Source organism: Azospirillum sp. HJ39 (genome assembly GCF_041507355.1).
Classification (GTDB): Bacteria; Pseudomonadota; Alphaproteobacteria; order Azospirillales; family Azospirillaceae; genus Azospirillum; species Azospirillum thiophilum.
Window position 1 is genome coordinate 2,633,968 of record NZ_CP167911.1, and the last position, 15,429, is coordinate 2,649,396.

Consider the following 15,429-nt stretch of genomic DNA (forward strand, 5'->3'; position numbering starts at 1 on the left):
ATCGAAAAAATGTGTTGCAGCCGGCCGGCAGACGCACTGCGGCAACGGTTCTGCGGCAAGTTCGCGGTTTGCCGGAATGCTTTGTCAGCTCACTGATAAAGCAGGAGTGCTGCGATGAACCGGCTTTCGGAAAGGTTGAAGCGGATAAGAATCCATCTGAAAGAGACGCAAAAATCGATGTCGAGGCGCTTCAATCTGGGGGAGAATACTTGGCAGACATATGAGCTGTACGGGAAACCGCCAAAAGGAGAGACCTTGGCCGTTCTTGCGGAATTGGGCTTCGACATCAATTGGTTGCTGACCGGTCGCGGCGAAGTGATGATCACAGAGGAAAGGGCGCGGGCGAGTGTCCCGGCGATCGATGACCGCCTGATCTGCGAAGCGGTCGAATTCGTCGAGCAATGGTTGATTGCCAGCGGAAAGGAAGCCCATTTCAAGGCACCGCTGAAGGGAAAGCTGGTGGTGGCCTTGTGCCGGCTGGCGGTGGAGGAGGCTGGAACCGGCCGCCCCGAACTGAATCCCGCGGCAGCGCGGCAACTGATATGGTTCGCATGCCAAACCAGCGCTTTGGACGGTTGAGCACGCACGTTTTTCAATGCAGCCTATCATGCGGCGAAGGCTATGCCCGACGGCGTCCGGCCGCGCCGCACTGCGCCGGCTCTCAGCCCGCCTCAGCCTCCCGGCGCATAGACCGCCAGCAGCGCCGACAGGGTAACGACGCTCAGCACCGTCGACACCAGGATGGCGGACGAGGTGCGCTCGACATAGGTCTGGTACTGGGTCGCCACCACGAAGGTCAGCGCACCCGTCGGCAGCGCCGCCAGGATCACGGCGCTGCCGGTCCAGAAGGGGTCCATCGGGAAGAGGGTCTGGGTCAGCACCCAGGCCAGCGCCGGATGCACCAGCAGCTTCAACGCGCTGATCCACCCCGCCTCCGCCAGCCCGGCGGTCAGCCGCTGCGACGCCAGGAACAGGCCGATGGCGAACAGCGCGCAGGGCCCGGCGGGCGAGCCCATCAATTCGCAGAAGGTGGCGATCGGCTTGGGCACCGCCACGCCCGGCAGCAGCGCCGACCAGGCAAGGCCGGCGGCGGTCGACAGGATCAGCGGGTTCTTCGCCAGCGCCCGGCCGACATCCTTCAATGCCTTGCCCAGGCCATGGCCGTGGCTGTTGGCGAACTCCATCCAGATCACGGCGATGCCGACCATGATGGCGCTCATGATCACGGTCGCCAGGATGGTGGGGGCCAGACGGTCCGGGCCGAAGGCGGCAAGGAACAGCGGTATGCCCATGTAGCCGGTGTTGGAGAAGGCCGAGTTCAGCCCCTGCATGCACTGGATCTGCGTCCGCTCGCGATGCAGCAGCCGGCCGATGACGGCGCCCAGCGCATAGACCAGCAGCATCGATCCCAGGAAGGCGCCGATGAAGGGGCCGTTGAAGATCTCCGGGATCGACCGCCGCGCGGTGCCCAGGAACAGCACCGGCGGCAGCGCCATCCAATAGACGAACTTGTTGAGCGCCTCCGACGAGGCGGCGCCCAGCAGCTTCGACTTCCCGGCCAGGAAGCCGGCCAGGATGATGGCGAATACGGGAAATGCGACATTGAGCACGACGTTCATGGTGCGCGACAATAGGCAAGCCCAACCGTCGCGTCGAGCCGCCGACCCCTCCGCTTCCGGCATGGCACCCTTGACGCTGCCGGAACGGCAGTCGAGATTGCCCGACGAACACGCGACCGCTCCCCAGGGGAGACCGCTCCATGAGAAAGCCGACCGACCCCATGATCGACCACCACAGCGCGCTCATCTACGTCATGGTCCTGGTGTCCGCCTGCGACGGCGACATGACCGACGCCGAGCTGGAAGCCATCGGCGAGAATGTGCGCTACCTGCCGATCTTCAAGGATTACAGCGCCGATCAGGTGATGGCCGCCACCCGCGAATGCACCGCCATGCTGTCGGACAGCGACGGGCTGGACACGGTGCTGACCATCGTCGACCAGGCGCTGCCGTCCAAGCTGCGCGAAACCGCCTATGCGGTGGCCTGCGACATCGCCGCCGCCGACCCCAAGGCCTCGCAGGAGGAACTGCGCATGCTGGAGATGATCCGCCACCGGCTGGGCATCGACCGGCTGTGCGCCGCCGCCATCGAACGCGGCGCCCGCGCCCGCCACATGCGCCTTTGACCTGCCGCTTGCGCTTTTGATCTGCCACTTGCGCTTTTGATCTGAAAGTCCCCGACATGAGCGAAGAGATCGTCCGCCCCGACCTGACCGGCCAGCGCATCGGCTTCATCGGGCTCGGCCTTATGGGCAAGCCGATGGCCCGCGCCCTTGCCCGCGCCGGCGCCGAACCGGTGGTGACCAGCCGCAGCCCCGGCCCGGTCGCCGAACTGGCGGCCGAGGGCATGATCGCCGCCACCGGCCCCGCCGCCGTCGCCGGACAGGCCGGCACCATCGTGCTGATGCTGACCGACACGGTGGCGGTGGAGACGGTGGCCGAGGCGCTGCTGCCGGTCCTGCGCCCCGGCCATCTGGTGATCGACATGGGCACCACCGCCGTCGCAGCCACCCGCGCGCTGGCCGAACGGGCCGCCGCCGCCGGGGCGGAGTGGCTCGACGCCCCGGTGTCCGGCGGGACGGTGGCGGCGGAGGCGGCGACCCTGACCATCATGGCCGGCGGAACCGACGCCGCCTTCGCCCGCGCGCTGCCGCCGCTGCAGGCGATGGGCCGCCGCATCACCCATGTCGGGGCCAGCGGCGCCGGCCAGATCGCCAAATCGGCCAACCAGGTCATCGTCGCCCTGACCATCGGCGCGGTGGCGGAGGCGCTGGCGCTGGCCAGGGCGGCCGGGGCCGACCCGGCCCGGGTGCGCGACGCCATCCGCGGCGGCTTCGCCGAATCCCGCATCCTCGACCTGCATGGCGGCCGCATGGTCAGCGGCGACTTCACGCCGGGCGGCCGGGTCACCACCCAGGTCAAGGACCTGCGGCAGGCTGAGGAGCTGGCCCAGCAGTCGGGCATCGAGCTGCCGACGCTCGGCCTGTCGCTGGAGCTGTTCGAGATGCTGGTCGACCAGGGCGACGGGTCACTCGACCATTCGGCGCTGTACCGCCTGTTCGCGCGCTGAAGTCCGCGCCCGGGAATCCACACCCGGAAGGCCGGCAACGAAAGACGGGGTGGACATGTCCCGTCTTTCGCCCAGCATTCCCTCCATTGCGGCAAAGGGCCATTTTTCGCAAGTTTCTTGTCAAAGTGGTTGAGCGCAGACGCCGCATCGTCCATTCTCCCCGCTTTCCACGGGGCGGAAAGCCCCGGTTCATTCAGGTCAGGCGGCAGGTCAGGCGACGATGACGGGCGAACGCATCTATCTCTACGACACCACGCTCCGCGACGGGGCGCAGACCCAGGACGTGGATTTCTCGGTCGCCGACAAGATCGCGATTGCCAAGGACCTCGACCGGCTCGGCATCGACTATGTCGAGGGCGGCTGGCCGGGCGCCAACCCGACCGACGACCAGTTCTTCGCCGAGGCGCCGGAGCTGACCCGCGCCACCTTCACCGCCTTCGGCATGACGCGCCGCCCCGGCCGCAGCGCCGCCAACGACCCGCAGCTGACGGCGCTGGTGCAGTCGCGCTCCAAGGCGGTCTGCATGGTCGGCAAGACCTGGGACTTCCATGTCGACGTCGCGCTGAACATCCCGCGCGAGGAGAATCTCGACCTCATCCGCGACAGCATCGCCGCGCTGCACGCCGCCAAGGGCGAGGCGCTGTTCGACGCCGAGCATTTCTTCGACGGCTACAAGCGCAACCCGGCCTATGCCGTCTCCTGCATCAAGGCGGCGTTCGAGGCCGGCGCGCGCTGGATCGTGCTGTGCGACACCAACGGCGGCACCCTGCCGCACGAGATCGACGCCATCGTCCGCGAGGTGGTGGAGACGCATGGCATCCCCGGCGACAGGCTCGGCATCCACTGCCACAACGACACCGAGAACGCGGTCGCCAACTCGCTGGCCGCGGTGCTGGCCGGGGTGCGCATGGTCCAGGGCACGATCAACGGGCTGGGCGAGCGCTGCGGCAACGCCAACCTCGTCTCGCTGATCCCGACGCTGATGCTGAAGCTGGGCTTCGAGACCGGCATCCGGCGCGAGGACCTGCATCTCCTGACCCAGCTGAGCCGGGCCTTCGACGACCGGCTGAACCGCGCGCCCAACCGCCACGCGCCCTATGTCGGCGCCAGCGCCTTCGCCCACAAGGGCGGGCTGCATGTCTCAGCGGTGGAGAAGGATCCCTCCTCCTACGAGCATGTCGCCCCCGACGCCGTCGGCAACCGCCGGCAGATCGTCATGTCGGACCAGGCCGGCCGCTCCAACCTGATCGTCCGGCTGCGCGACATCGGCATGGCGGTCGAGGCGAAGGACGAAAGGCTGGCCAGCCTGCTCGACCTGGTGAAGCAGCGCGACAGCGACGGCTACGCCTACGACACCGCGGAGGCCAGCTTCGAGCTGCTGGTGCGGCGCGAGCTGGGCGAGGTGCCGCGCTTCTTCGAGCTGCTGCGCTTCCACGTCACGGACGAGCGCCGCTACAACGCGGTCGGCAAGCTGGTGGTGGAATCGGAGGCGGTGGTGCGGGTGCGGGTCGGCGACGCCGTGCGGCTGGAGGTGGCGGACGGCAACGGTCCGGTCCACGCGCTGGACGTCGCCATGCGCAAGGCGCTGGAGCCGGTCTATCCCGCACTCGCCAAGGTCAGCCTATCCGACTACCGCGTCCGCATCCTGGCCGCCAAGGAAGGCACCGGCGCCATGCCCCGCGTCCTGATCCGCAGCGCCCACACCGACGGCACCGAATGGTCGACGCTGGGCGTCTCCACCAACATCATCGAGGCGTCGATGGAAGCGCTGGTGGACAGCTACACCTACGCCCTGCTGAAGAGCGACGCGAAGCCGGTGTGAGCGAGGGGGGCACGCGGCACCTTCACGGCACGGCGGCGATCTGTTAGCAAGGGCGGCTTCGGGGCGCCCGCATTTCCGCGGGGACTGCTCCGGTCATCAGCGCCCGTATTGCCGCGGGTCCGCTCTCGGAGGATCACCGCCATGCTCTGGCTCGCCGCCTATATCGGCAGCATTCTTGCCATCAACTATGCCTTCAGCCTGTTCCCGCACCTGGATCTGGTCTGGTCCTGCTGGGCCGGCCTGATCTTCATCCTGCGCGACATGGTGCAGGTCCGCTTCGGCCATTGGGCGCTCGCCGCCATGCTGGGCGGCACCGTGCTGTCCTACCTGCTGACCGATCCCTTCGTCGCCACCGCCAGCGTCGCAGCCTTCGCGGTGTCGGAGATGATCGACTGGGCGGTCTTCACCATCACCCGCCGCCCGCTGCGCGACCGGCTGTGGATCAGCGCAGCCCTGTCGGTGCCGGTCGACACCGCGATCTTCTTCGGCATGCTCGACATCTGGGAGCCGGCCGTGTGGGCCGCCAGCCTCGCGTCGAAGCTGCTGGGCGTGTCGGCGGTCTGGCTGCTGATGCGCGCGCGGGACGGGCGCATGGCTGTGGCGGCCTGAACAGGCCCCTGCCCGCTTTTCCATCCATTCTCCCCCGCAGGACGGGAGAGGATGGATGGAACGCATCCGCCGTTCAGAAATTGATGAAGCGGTTGAGGAAGCGCCCGACCGGCCCGGTGAGCTTCAGCCCGCCGACGGTGGTGGCGAGGCACAGGCAGCCTTCCGGGTCGGACACCGGGCGATGCTCCAGCGACGGGTCGCCGACGGCGATGTCGCCGGGCTGGAAGGCGCCGAACTCGTCCGAGAAGCCGCCTTCCAGCACCACGGTCAGCTCGATGTCGCCATGGGTATGCCGGGGCACGGCAACTCCGCCCTTCATCCGGATCAACCGGGTCGTCGTGCCGTTGGCACCGGCCGGCAGGTCGATGCAGCGCATGCCGGGCTGGAGAAAGCGCCAGCCCTCCTCCGTCAGCCTGCCGTCACGGTCGAGGCGGCCGCGCAGATAGCCGCGCAGCGGTTCGGGATAGCGCAGGCAATCGGTCTTCGCTGCGGGCTTGGATGCGACCGCGCCGGCACGGCATGGCGCAGGCCGCTCATGGTCCAGCCGCGCCATCATCATCTCCAGGCAGCCGGGCGACAGCGGCGCCGGCTCCAACTCGTCGAGCAGGGCGCCGCCGACCGCCTCCATCTCCGCCACGGCATGGCGGCAGGCGGGACAGAAGGCCATGTGGGTCGCCACGGCCAGCGCCGCCCCTTCGCACAGGCCGCCGCCGGCATAGTCGATCAGCAGCATGTCGCCCGGATGGTGGGTGGGCCGGTTCATCCGGAATGCCTCATACCCGAAACGCTCATTCCACATCCTTCATCGACCGGCGCAGGCGCTCCATCGCCAGGCGCAGACGAGACTTCACGGTGCCGAGCGGGATGCCATGCTCGGCGGAGATGACGCTGTGCGGCTTGTCCTCGAAATAGGCCATGCGCAGCAGGTCGGCCTGTTCGGGCGGCAGATCCTTCAGCGCAGCGCGCAGCCGGATGTTGCTTTCCTTGACCTCGATCCGGCGGTCGGCGGCCTCTTCGGGTGCGGGGACCAGGACCGGATCGTCGGGGTCGATCTCCGGCCGCTGTTCGCGGCGCAACGCATCGATCCGCTTGTTGCGGGCGATGGTGAACACCCAGGTGCCGGCCGAGGCGTGGATCGGATCGTAGGTTTCGGCACGACGCCAGACCAACAGCATGACCTCCTGAACAAGCTCTTCCGCGCTGGCGGACTCGCATCCCAACCGGCGAAGATAGGTCTTCAGCCGCGGCGCGAAATGGTCGAACAGGACCCCGAACGCCTGCCGGTCCCGCCCGCGCCCGACGGCGACGAGGAGACTTTCCAGACTGGGGGTCGTGTCGGCCGCAGGGGGATGATGGTCTTGCATAGGCCCATTCAAGGGGAACAACCATCGCCGCACAAGCCGGGGATGGTCCCACCCCCGGATTTCGCGACAGCCACCCCCTTGCGGACTCCATGACGGCCCCGCATGCCCCCGGCCTTCCCGCCGGGCCCTTATGTCGTATCCTGACCGTAGCTACGCAACGGAACAGTTGTCGGATCACAAAAAAACCCTGCCACCGACGATTTATTCGAACTTGCAGGCGAATGTGCAGGACGGATCGATCGGACCCTAACGCGAAAACCCCATCTCCCGTAGCGCTACCGCCACCTCCGGCGTTTCCAGCGCCTCGACGAAGCGGCGCACGGCCGGACGGTCGCGGCGGGCCGCGGGAATGACGAAGTCGTAATGCTCCTCCCGCAGCGGCAGGAAGCCCAGGCCGTAGAGGTCCGCGGCCGGTGCGATGGCCATCCCCCAGTCGGCCCGGTTCTGCGCCACCGCCACGGCGACGGCGTTGTGCGACTTGGCCTGCGTCCAATAGCCGGTCGGCCGCGCCGCGCCGAGCAGCCGGTCGGTCAGGATGCGGGTGCCGCTGCCGGCATTGCGGTTGATCAGGATGCAGTCGGGCAGCCCGGCGACGGCGGCCACCGCCTCCTCCGCCGTCCTCCCCTCGAATCGCGGGTCGCCGCGGCGGAAGACGATGCCTTGCATGCGGCGGTAACCGGTGACGAGTTCCAGCCCCGGCGCCAGGAAGGGGGTGTTGTAGCTGCCGGTCGCCGGGTCCATCAGATGGATGGGCGCGATGTCGCACTCGCCGCGCCGCGCCGCCGCCAGCCCGCCCATCGAGCCGACATTCAGCGCCTTGACCGTCAGTCCGCCGTCGATCAGGCGGCCGATCACGGCGTTCAGGCCGATGCACTGGCTGCCCACCAGGATCAGGTCGGCGGGCGCCAGCGCCCGGCCCAGCAGCTGGACCGAGACGGGGGTGCCGGCCTCCAGCGCCTCGGCATGGGCCTCGATGGCGAGGAAGCCGTCGGCATGGCTGAAGGCGGTGACCGATCCCGATCCCTTCGACAGCGGGTAGGCGGCCAGCTCGTCCCCCTGCGCGCCATGGACCAGCGAAACCATGACATATTCGGTGCGCCCGCGTTCCGACCCAAGCCGCACCGGCAGGGTGGCGGGCACCTCCTCCACCGCGGCGGGGGGCAAGCCGGCCATGGCGCGGAGCACCGGCGCGACGAAGCTGTGGAAGGTGAACATCGCCGAGGTCGGGAAGCCGGGCAGGATCACCACCGGCTTGCCGGCGGTCACGGCGAGGCACAGCGGCTTGCCCGGCTTCAGCGCCACGCCATGGGCGACGATGCCGGGGTCGGGCAGCCGCGCCACGATCCGGTGCGACCGGTCGCCCGCCCCCTTGGAGGTGCCGCCCGACAGCAGCAGCGCATCGCAGCGCAGGCCTTCGGCGACCAGCCGGTCCAGCGCCTCGTCCTCGTCCGGCGCGATGCCCAGCGGCACCGGCTCGCCCCCCAGCTCGGCGACGGCGGCGGCAAGGATGGCGCCGTTGCTGTCATAGACGGCGCCCAGGCGGATCGGCATGCCCGGCGCGACGATCTCGTCACCGGTGGACAGGATGGCGACGCGTGGCCGGCGCACCACCGCCACCTCGGCGAGGCCGATGGCAGCCAGCACGCCGATCTCGCGCGAGGTCAGCACCTGCCCGCGGCGCAGCACCACCTCGCCGCGGCCGATGTCGGACCCGGCGGCAGCGACGAAGGCGCCGGGCGTCGCCGGGCGGGTGAGCGTGACGAACAGGCCATCGGGCCGCTCGACCGCCTCCGTCGTCTCCACCATCACCACGGCGTCGGCACCGCGCGGCAGCATGCCGCCGGTGGCGATCACGGTGGCGGTGCCGGGCTCCACCGTCAGCATGGGCGCATGGCCGGCGGCCAGCACCTCCTCGTTCAGGCGCAGGGCGACCGGCCCATCCTCCGCCGCGCCGAGCGTGTCGGCAGCGCGCACCGCGAACCCATCGACCACCGAGCGGTCGAAGCCGGGAACATCGACCTCCGCCACCACGTCGGCCGACAGCACGCGGCCCAGCGAAGCAGACAGCGGCACGCTCTCCTCCCCGCGCGGGGACAGGTCGAGATGGCGGTGGAAACGCGCCCGCGCCTCCTCCCCGCTCACCACCTCAAGGAACTGGTCCTGGCGGGCGGCCTGGGCGACGAAACGGCGGATGTCCTCGCGGCTCTGGTCGGAACTGTGCACGCGGAAAGCCTCTGTGGAAAAGATCGGGGTGGAAAAGATCGGGGCGGAACGGGATCGAACGGAGCGATGCTCAGTCGAAACGATACATGGTGACCGCGGCGCCATCCGGCACGCCTTCGCTCTCCGCCGGGACCAGCACGAAGCCGTCGGCCCTCGCCGCCGCCGCAAGGCCCGGCCAGCCGGGCGAGCCCACCGGTTCGATCCGGCCGTCACCGTCCAGCCGAACCCGGTGGAGGTCGAGGCAGCCGATCTCCGACACCAGCTTGCGCGCCGTCACCGCGTCGGCCGTCGCATGCGGCAGACCGGCAGGCCTGCCGGCGCAAAGCCGCACCGCGCGGCCGGCCAGCAGCTCGTAGGCGGCCAGCGCCGCCATCGGCTCGCCCGGCAGCAGCAGCACCGGCACGCTGCCCTCCTCCCCGGCGGCGAGCCCCAGCCCGGCACTGCCGCCCGGCCGCATGGCGATGCCGTGCAGGTCGAGGCTGCCGGCATCCGCCAGCGCCGGCGGCGCCACGTCGTCCGGCCCGCAGCCGGTGCGCCCGGCCGACAGGATCAGGTCGGCACCCGGCCGCGCATAGGCCAGCGCCAGGGCGGCACGGTCGGCAGGCAGCGCCTCGAGGCTTTCGACCCGGCCGCCGTCGCGCACCGCCAGCGCCGCCAGCATGGCCCCCAACTGCTCCGGCGCCCCGTCCCTGGGGCCGCCCGCCAGCAGGATGCGCACCCGCGGCGCCGGCAGGACCGGCAGCGTACGATGGCCGGCGGCGGCGAGCAGTCCGAGATCAGCCGGCCGCAGGCGTCGCCCGGCCGGCAGCAGCGGGCCGCCTGCCCGCATCCAGGCGCCCCGCCGTTCCACCCCGCAGCCCGGCGCCACCGCATCGACCGCCTCCGGCAGCAGGCCGTCGGCCTGTACCGCCTCGAAGGGGATCACCGCGTCGCAGCCCGGCGGCATCGGCTCGCCGGCCGACACCGGAACCGCCGCCATCAGCGGCACCGGGTTGTAGGAACCGGCACCCAGCGTGTCCGCCGCCGCCACGGCATAGCCGTCTGCCGCGGCCCGGTCGGCGGGCGGCCAGTCGCCGTCCGCCGCGACCGCACCGGCCAGCCGCAGCCCGGCGCAATCCGCCAGCGCCAGCCTGCACGCGGCAGGCTGCAGGATCCTGCCGTCGATCCAGTCCCAGGCGAGGGACAGCGGCGCGCGGCGGGCGAAGCCGCGGCCGCGGACGTCGAAGGCGGCAGACGCGGCGCTCACGGCACCGGCACCATCGCATCCTGCACGCGGTTCCGGCCGGCCCGCTTGGCGCGGTAGAGAAGCTGGTCTGCCATCTCGGCCAGCTGTTCGGGACTGCTGTCGGCGGTCGGAGTCACGGTGGCGACGCCCAGGCTGATGGTGAGGTAGGGGGCAACCGACGACTGGCCGTGCGGGATGCGGCGTTCGGCGACGCCGACGCGGAAATCCTCGGCAACGCGGCTGGCGCCGGGACCGTCGGTCTCCGGCAGCAGGCAGACGAACTCCTCCCCGCCATAGCGGGCGACGAGGTCGCTCGGCCGACGCGCCCGCTCCGACAGCACCTCGGCCACCACGCGCAGGCATTCGTCCCCGGCCTGGTGGCCGTACTGGTCGTTGTAGGCCTTGAAATGGTCGACATCGAGGATGATCAGCGACAGCGGCAGGTGCGACCGGGCGCAGCGCCGCCACTCGCGCGCCATCGCCTCGTCGAAGCGGCGGCGGTTGGCGATGCCGGTGAGACCGTCCAGGAAGGACAGGCTGCGCAGCAGGTCGGCCTGCCGTTTCAGCAGCAGGTGGTTGCGCACCCGGGCCTTGACGATGGGCGGGCTGATCGGCTTGGTGATGAAGTCGATGGCCCCGACCTCCAGCCCGCGGGTCTCGTCCTCCACCTCGCTCTTGGCCGAAATGAAGATGACCGGGATGTCGTGGGTGGCAGGATCGGCCTTGATCCGGCGGCACACCTCGTAGCCGTCCATTCCCGGCATCATGATGTCCAGCAGGATGAGGTCGGGCATCCGCGCAGGCACGAGGTCCAGCGCCTTTTCGCCGTCCGTGGCGAAATAGATGTCGTAATCGTCCCGCAGGATGCGGCTGAGCACATGGATGTTGGACGGGATGTCGTCCACCACCAGGATTTTCGGGCGAAGTTCGGTCATGCGCAAGTTCAGACCGTCGATAAGGAAAGGCCGAGATCCCGTGCGATCCGCTGCACGATGCCAAGCGCCTTGGTGAAATCCAGTCCGTCGATGGCGGCGGACAGCCCCTTCACCGTCGAGGGCTCGACCCAGTCCGTCAGCAACGGTGCCAGCATACCGAACTCCTCCGCCGCTGCGAAGTTACTGTCTTGCAACAATTTGGCGAATCGGGGGAGCCTGGCGGCGAGCGCCTGCCGTTTCTCGGGCGACCGGTCCGGGCCGCCGCCGTCCGGCCTCCCCGCGGGCCTCGCCCCCGCATCCTTCGCCAGCCGGCGCGCACTGTCCATAACCAGGGCCAGTTCGGACCGCAGCACCGGCACCTGCACCTCCGCCGCCGCGGGGTCGTCCTGCTGGATCGCGACCTGCACCGCATCCGCCGCGGCGGACAGGCGGCGGGCGCCGAGGTTGCCGGCGACGCTCTTCAGCTCATGCGCGACCGATTTGGCGGCGGGAAGGTCACCGGTCTCCAGCGCGGCGGCGATCCGTTCGGCCACATCGGCATAGGAGGAGGCGAACTGGCCGATGAAGCGGCGGAACAGACCGGCATCGCCGTCCAGCCGGTTGAGCGCGTCCGCGAGATCGATGCCCGGCAGCATGTCGGGCATCGCGCCGGGTATGGCGCCGGATATCCTGCCGGGCTGCCGGGCGGACCGGCTTGCCAGGACCGCCGCCGCGGTCCGGCCGGGACCGCCCCTGGGATCGCCCCTGGGATCGCCCTGCTCCGGCTGCCGGTCCGGCGCGCAAGGCGCGGCAGGCGCCGCCGCATCCGTCGGCGGTCCGATCCAGCGGGCCAGCGTGGCGAAGAGCTGGGGCAGGTCGAGCGGCTTGGGCACATGGTCGTCCATGCCGTTGTCGAGGCACTGCTGCCGGTCCGCCGGCAAGGCGCTGGCGGTCATCGCCAGGATCGGCAGGCGCCGCCCCTCCGGCAGCGCGCGGATCGCCGCCGTCGCCTCGAAGCCGTCCATGTCCGGCATCTGCACGTCCAGCAGCACGGCGTCGAAAGGACGGTCGGCAGCCTGCACGCACGCCACCGCCTGCCGGCCGGTGGCGGCGACGGTGACGGCAGCCCCGGCCCGCTCCAGGATCTCGCGCGCCACCTGCTGGCTGATGGCGTTGTCGTCGGCCAGCAGCAGCCGCCGGCCTTCCAGCGGCCGGTCGCCCGGTCCCTTCGCGGCTCCCGCCGGGACCGCGGCCGGCAGGAGGGCTGCAGCCTTTCCGTGGGCATGGGCGTAGGCGACGGTGACCGCGTCGAGCAGGGTGGAGGCGGTCACCGGCTTGACCAGGAATCCGGCGACCCCGGCCTCCTCGAAACGCGCCCCCAGCCGCTCACGGCCATAGCCGCTGATGACGATGATCATCGGAGTGCCGGACCGCGCGTCGGCGCGGATGCGGCGTGCCGTCTCGATGCCGTCCATCCCCGGCATCTTCCAGTCCATCAGCACCACGTCATAGGCTCTGCCGGAGGCCGCCGCGCGCTCCAGCTCGTCGATGGCGGTCCGGCCGTCGCGGCAGGCGGTGACCGTCCAGCCGAAGGCGCCGGCGATCTCGCTCAGCACCTCGCGCGCGGTGACGTTGTCGTCGACCACCAGGACCGTCAGGTCACGCGGCACCTGGCGCGGCGGCACCGGCCCACCGGCTGCCGGGCCGACGGCCCCCACACCCATGGCCCCACCCATGGCCCCGGTATGACGGCCGAATTCGGCATGGAAGCGGAAGACGCTGCCTTTGCCGACCTCGCTCTCCACATCCATCGCACCGTTCATCAGCCGGACCAGCCGGGAACAGATGGCCAGGCCCAGACCGGTACCGCCGAAGCGCCGCGTGGTGGAGCTGTCGCCCTGGCTGAAGGCCTGGAACAGCCGCTCGCGCTGCTCCGGCGGGATGCCGACGCCGGTGTCGCGCACGGTGAAATCCAGCTCGACGCCGGCGTCGGCGAGCGACCGGACCCTGACCGACACCACCACCTCGCCGGCATCGGTGAACTTGATGGCGTTGCCGGCGAGGTTGATCAGGACCTGCTGCAGCCGCAGCGGGTCGCCGACCAGCACCAGCGGCACGTCCGGCGCGACCGAGAACAGGACGTCGATGTCCTTTTCCTGCGCGGCGGACCCGACGATGACGGCAAGCGTCTGCAACAGGTCGTCCAGGCGGAACTCGACCCGCTCCAGCTCCAGCTTCCCCGCCTCGACCTTCGAGAAGTCGAGGATGTCGTTCAGGATGCCCAGCAGCGACTGCGCCGACACCCGCACCTTCTGCACATAGTCGGCCTGCCGGCCGGTCAGCTCGGTCTGCTGCAACAGATGGATCAGCCCGAGGATCGCATTCATCGGCGTGCGGATCTCGTGGCTCATGTTGGCCAGGAATTCGCTCTTGGCCCGGCTGGCGGCCTCGGCGGCGAGACGGGCGCGCTGCATCGCCGCCTCCGCCCTCTTGCGCTCGGCGATCTCGTGGAAAACCACCACCGCACCTTCGACCTTGCCATCGGCCAGCATGGGCGAGGCGTTGTATTCGACCAGGAAAGGCTGCCCGGCCCTGGTCCAATAGGTGTCCTCCAGTCCGCGGCGGCTTTCCCCGCTGAGCAGCACCTCGGTCACCGGGCATTCCAGCGACGGGAAGTGCGACCCGTCGGCCCGGCGGGAATGGATCAGCGCATGCAGGTTGCCGCCCAGCAACTCCTCGTTGGCGTAGCCGGTCAGGACGGAGGTCGCCGGGTTGGCGAAGGTGATCAGCCCCTCGCGGTCGACGCCGCAGATGCTGTCGGAGGCGGAATGCAGGATCAGGTTCAGCCGGCGGTTGGCGGTGGCGAAGGCCTCGTTCGCGCTCTCCAGCTCGCGCTTCTTGGTGTCGAGCTCGGCATTGGTATCGGCCAGCCGGCGGCGGCCGACCACCTCGCGTTCCAGGCTGCGCAGGGCGGCATAGGCCAGGCCGGCGCAGGCCAGCACTGCCAGCCCGACCAGGATGCTGCCGCGGATCGTGCGCTCCCGCCACGACGCCAGCTCCGTCTCTTCCGACAGGGCGACGAAGGCGACCAGCGGCAGGGTCGGCACCCGCTGGTAGGACAGGATGCGCCTGTCGCCCGGAACCGGTGCCGGCACATCGAAGGTTTCGTTCGAGGACTCCGCCGCGTGCCGCATCACCGCCTTCCCGTCGGGACCGTCCAGCGGTTCGGTCGCGGGAAAACGCAGCACCGGCTGGCCGTCGGCGCGATAGAGCGCGATGGAGGAGCCGCGCCCGAGATCCAGGCTGTCGTAGAGCTGCTGAAAATAGTCGAGATCGACATTGGCGTGGACGACGCCCCGGAGGCGGCCATCCTGCAGGATCGGGCGGCTGACCGTGAAGCTGTGCGCACCGGACAACCGGCCGGTGATGCGTTCGCCGACATGGAAATCGGCACCGTCGCGGTGAGCCCGGAAATAGGCACGGTCGGCGACGTTCCCCGGCGGCACCGGGAACTGGCGGCTGGACAGCACATTGTCGCCGGCAGCGTCATGCACCCACAGGGCCGCGATCTCCGGCAGGGTTTCCACCATGTCGCGGATGGTGATCCACACATCGCGGTTCATCTCCAGCCCCGGCATGCCGTGGTAGCGGATGAGGTCCAGGCTGCGGCCGATGGCGAGGTCGGCGGTCGCGACGGTTCGCCGCACATTCTCCTGCAGCAGGCGGGCGGTGGCCTGCGCCTGCTCATGGGAATGGCGGAGCGTCTCGACCCGGTCGGCCCATGCCACGAACCCCCAGAACCCGGCACCGAGCAGCGCGATCAGGGAGAAGGCGGCGGCCAACAGCAACCGGGGCCGCGTGGGCGAAGGGGCGGGGGCCGCAACGTCGATCGCGTGTCTGTCCATCATTGCCGAATCATTGCCGCACCGCGGCCGCCGGTGGCCGGTACGTCTACCTGCCGTTCCGCTCCCGTCCGCGCCGAAGTATGGTCTTGCGCAGGCGGCAACCGCAAGCAACTTGATATGTGCAACGTCGGCGGTTGGGACGCCCGGCACTTGCGGGGGATCCCACCGGTACAGCCTCCCTTGCACCCCCTGCCTTCCGGCACGGACGGCGGCATCCTGCCCCAGATTTGTCACGTCC

The 15,429-nt window shown here is 70.0% G+C and carries 12 protein-coding genes; 5 read left to right on the forward strand and 7 right to left on the reverse strand.

What is annotated here, in order from left to right; translation table 11 throughout:
- Nucleotides 1–114: 114 nt before the first annotated feature.
- Nucleotides 115–579 (forward strand): helix-turn-helix transcriptional regulator, encoded by a 465-nt coding sequence (locus ABMY26_RS25865; protein ID WP_372397438.1) that lies wholly within the window; start codon nt 115–117, stop codon nt 577–579.
- A gap of 92 nt (nt 580–671) precedes the next feature.
- On the opposite strand, the gene ABMY26_RS25870 is transcribed toward ABMY26_RS25865, so the two are convergent.
- The gene (locus tag ABMY26_RS25870; protein WP_372397439.1) at nt 672–1,619 is read right to left on the reverse strand and encodes an AEC family transporter; all 948 of its coding nucleotides are present in this window, start codon (nt 1,617–1,619) and stop codon (nt 672–674) included.
- A gap of 140 nt (nt 1,620–1,759) precedes the next feature.
- Here ABMY26_RS25870 and ABMY26_RS25875 point away from each other — a divergent pair, with 140 nt between their 5' ends.
- The 4 genes from ABMY26_RS25875 to ABMY26_RS25890 all read left to right on the forward strand — a co-directional run bounded on the left by ABMY26_RS25875 (nt 1,760) and on the right by ABMY26_RS25890 (nt 5,560).
- Complete coding sequence (locus tag ABMY26_RS25875; RefSeq protein WP_372397440.1) at nt 1,760–2,185, forward strand: tellurite resistance TerB family protein; 426 nt, start codon at nt 1,760–1,762, stop codon at nt 2,183–2,185.
- A 56-nt stretch (nt 2,186–2,241) separates the two neighbouring features.
- Entirely contained in the window at nt 2,242–3,129 is an 888-nt protein-coding gene (locus ABMY26_RS25880; protein WP_372397441.1) for an NAD(P)-dependent oxidoreductase, read from the forward strand.
- 220 nt (nt 3,130–3,349) lie between these two features.
- Complete coding sequence (gene cimA, locus ABMY26_RS25885) at nt 3,350–4,951, forward strand: citramalate synthase (protein WP_372397442.1); 1,602 nt, start codon at nt 3,350–3,352, stop codon at nt 4,949–4,951.
- Nucleotides 4,952–5,092: 141 nt separating this feature from the next.
- A complete protein-coding gene (locus tag ABMY26_RS25890; RefSeq protein ID WP_045580958.1) occupies nt 5,093–5,560 on the forward strand; it encodes a preQ0 transporter in 468 nt (155 codons plus the stop codon).
- A 73-nt stretch (nt 5,561–5,633) separates the two neighbouring features.
- Here the strand turns inward: ABMY26_RS25890 and ABMY26_RS25895 are convergent, their stop codons facing one another.
- The 6 genes from ABMY26_RS25895 to ABMY26_RS25920 form a co-directional block, all read right to left on the reverse strand.
- Nucleotides 5,634–6,323 (reverse strand): ChrR family anti-sigma-E factor, encoded by a 690-nt coding sequence (locus tag ABMY26_RS25895; RefSeq protein ID WP_372397443.1) that lies wholly within the window; start codon nt 6,321–6,323, stop codon nt 5,634–5,636.
- Between the two features lie 25 nt (nt 6,324–6,348).
- Nucleotides 6,349–6,924 carry a sigma-70 family RNA polymerase sigma factor gene (locus ABMY26_RS25900; RefSeq protein WP_372397444.1) on the reverse strand — a complete coding sequence of 192 codons (576 nt, stop codon included), beginning with the start codon at nt 6,922–6,924 and terminating at the stop codon, nt 6,349–6,351.
- Between the two features lie 246 nt (nt 6,925–7,170).
- Complete coding sequence (locus tag ABMY26_RS25905; protein ID WP_372397445.1) at nt 7,171–9,147, reverse strand: molybdopterin biosynthesis protein; 1,977 nt, start codon at nt 9,145–9,147, stop codon at nt 7,171–7,173.
- Nucleotides 9,148–9,217: 70 nt separating this feature from the next.
- Nucleotides 9,218–10,393, reverse strand: coding sequence for a molybdopterin-binding protein (locus ABMY26_RS25910; RefSeq protein ID WP_372397446.1), 1,176 nt, complete (start codon nt 10,391–10,393; stop codon nt 9,218–9,220).
- A complete protein-coding gene (locus tag ABMY26_RS25915; protein ID WP_372397447.1) occupies nt 10,390–11,307 on the reverse strand; it encodes a diguanylate cyclase domain-containing protein in 918 nt (305 codons plus the stop codon). The genes ABMY26_RS25910 and ABMY26_RS25915 overlap by 4 nt, the downstream gene beginning before the upstream one ends.
- A gap of 8 nt (nt 11,308–11,315) precedes the next feature.
- Complete coding sequence (locus ABMY26_RS25920) at nt 11,316–15,194, reverse strand: response regulator (RefSeq protein WP_372397448.1); 3,879 nt, start codon at nt 15,192–15,194, stop codon at nt 11,316–11,318.
- Between the last annotated feature and the right edge of the window lie 235 nt (nt 15,195–15,429).

Coding starts and splice junctions, on each gene's coding strand:
- ABMY26_RS25890 (WP_045580958.1), top strand. CDS start 5,093: ATGCTCTGGCTCGCCGCCTATATCGGCAGCATTCTTGCCATCAACTAT.
- ABMY26_RS25865 (WP_372397438.1), top strand. CDS start 115: ATGAACCGGCTTTCGGAAAGGTTGAAGCGGATAAGAATCCATCTGAAA.
- ABMY26_RS25870 (WP_372397439.1), bottom strand. CDS start 1,619: ATGAACGTCGTGCTCAATGTCGCATTTCCCGTATTCGCCATCATCCTG.
- ABMY26_RS25880 (WP_372397441.1), top strand. CDS start 2,242: ATGAGCGAAGAGATCGTCCGCCCCGACCTGACCGGCCAGCGCATCGGC.
- cimA (WP_372397442.1), top strand. CDS start 3,350: ATGACGGGCGAACGCATCTATCTCTACGACACCACGCTCCGCGACGGG.
- ABMY26_RS25920 (WP_372397448.1), bottom strand. CDS start 15,194: ATGATGGACAGACACGCGATCGACGTTGCGGCCCCCGCCCCTTCGCCC.
- ABMY26_RS25900 (WP_372397444.1), bottom strand. CDS start 6,924: ATGCAAGACCATCATCCCCCTGCGGCCGACACGACCCCCAGTCTGGAA.
- ABMY26_RS25875 (WP_372397440.1), top strand. CDS start 1,760: ATGAGAAAGCCGACCGACCCCATGATCGACCACCACAGCGCGCTCATC.
- ABMY26_RS25895 (WP_372397443.1), bottom strand. CDS start 6,323: ATGAACCGGCCCACCCACCATCCGGGCGACATGCTGCTGATCGACTAT.
- ABMY26_RS25915 (WP_372397447.1), bottom strand. CDS start 11,307: ATGACCGAACTTCGCCCGAAAATCCTGGTGGTGGACGACATCCCGTCC.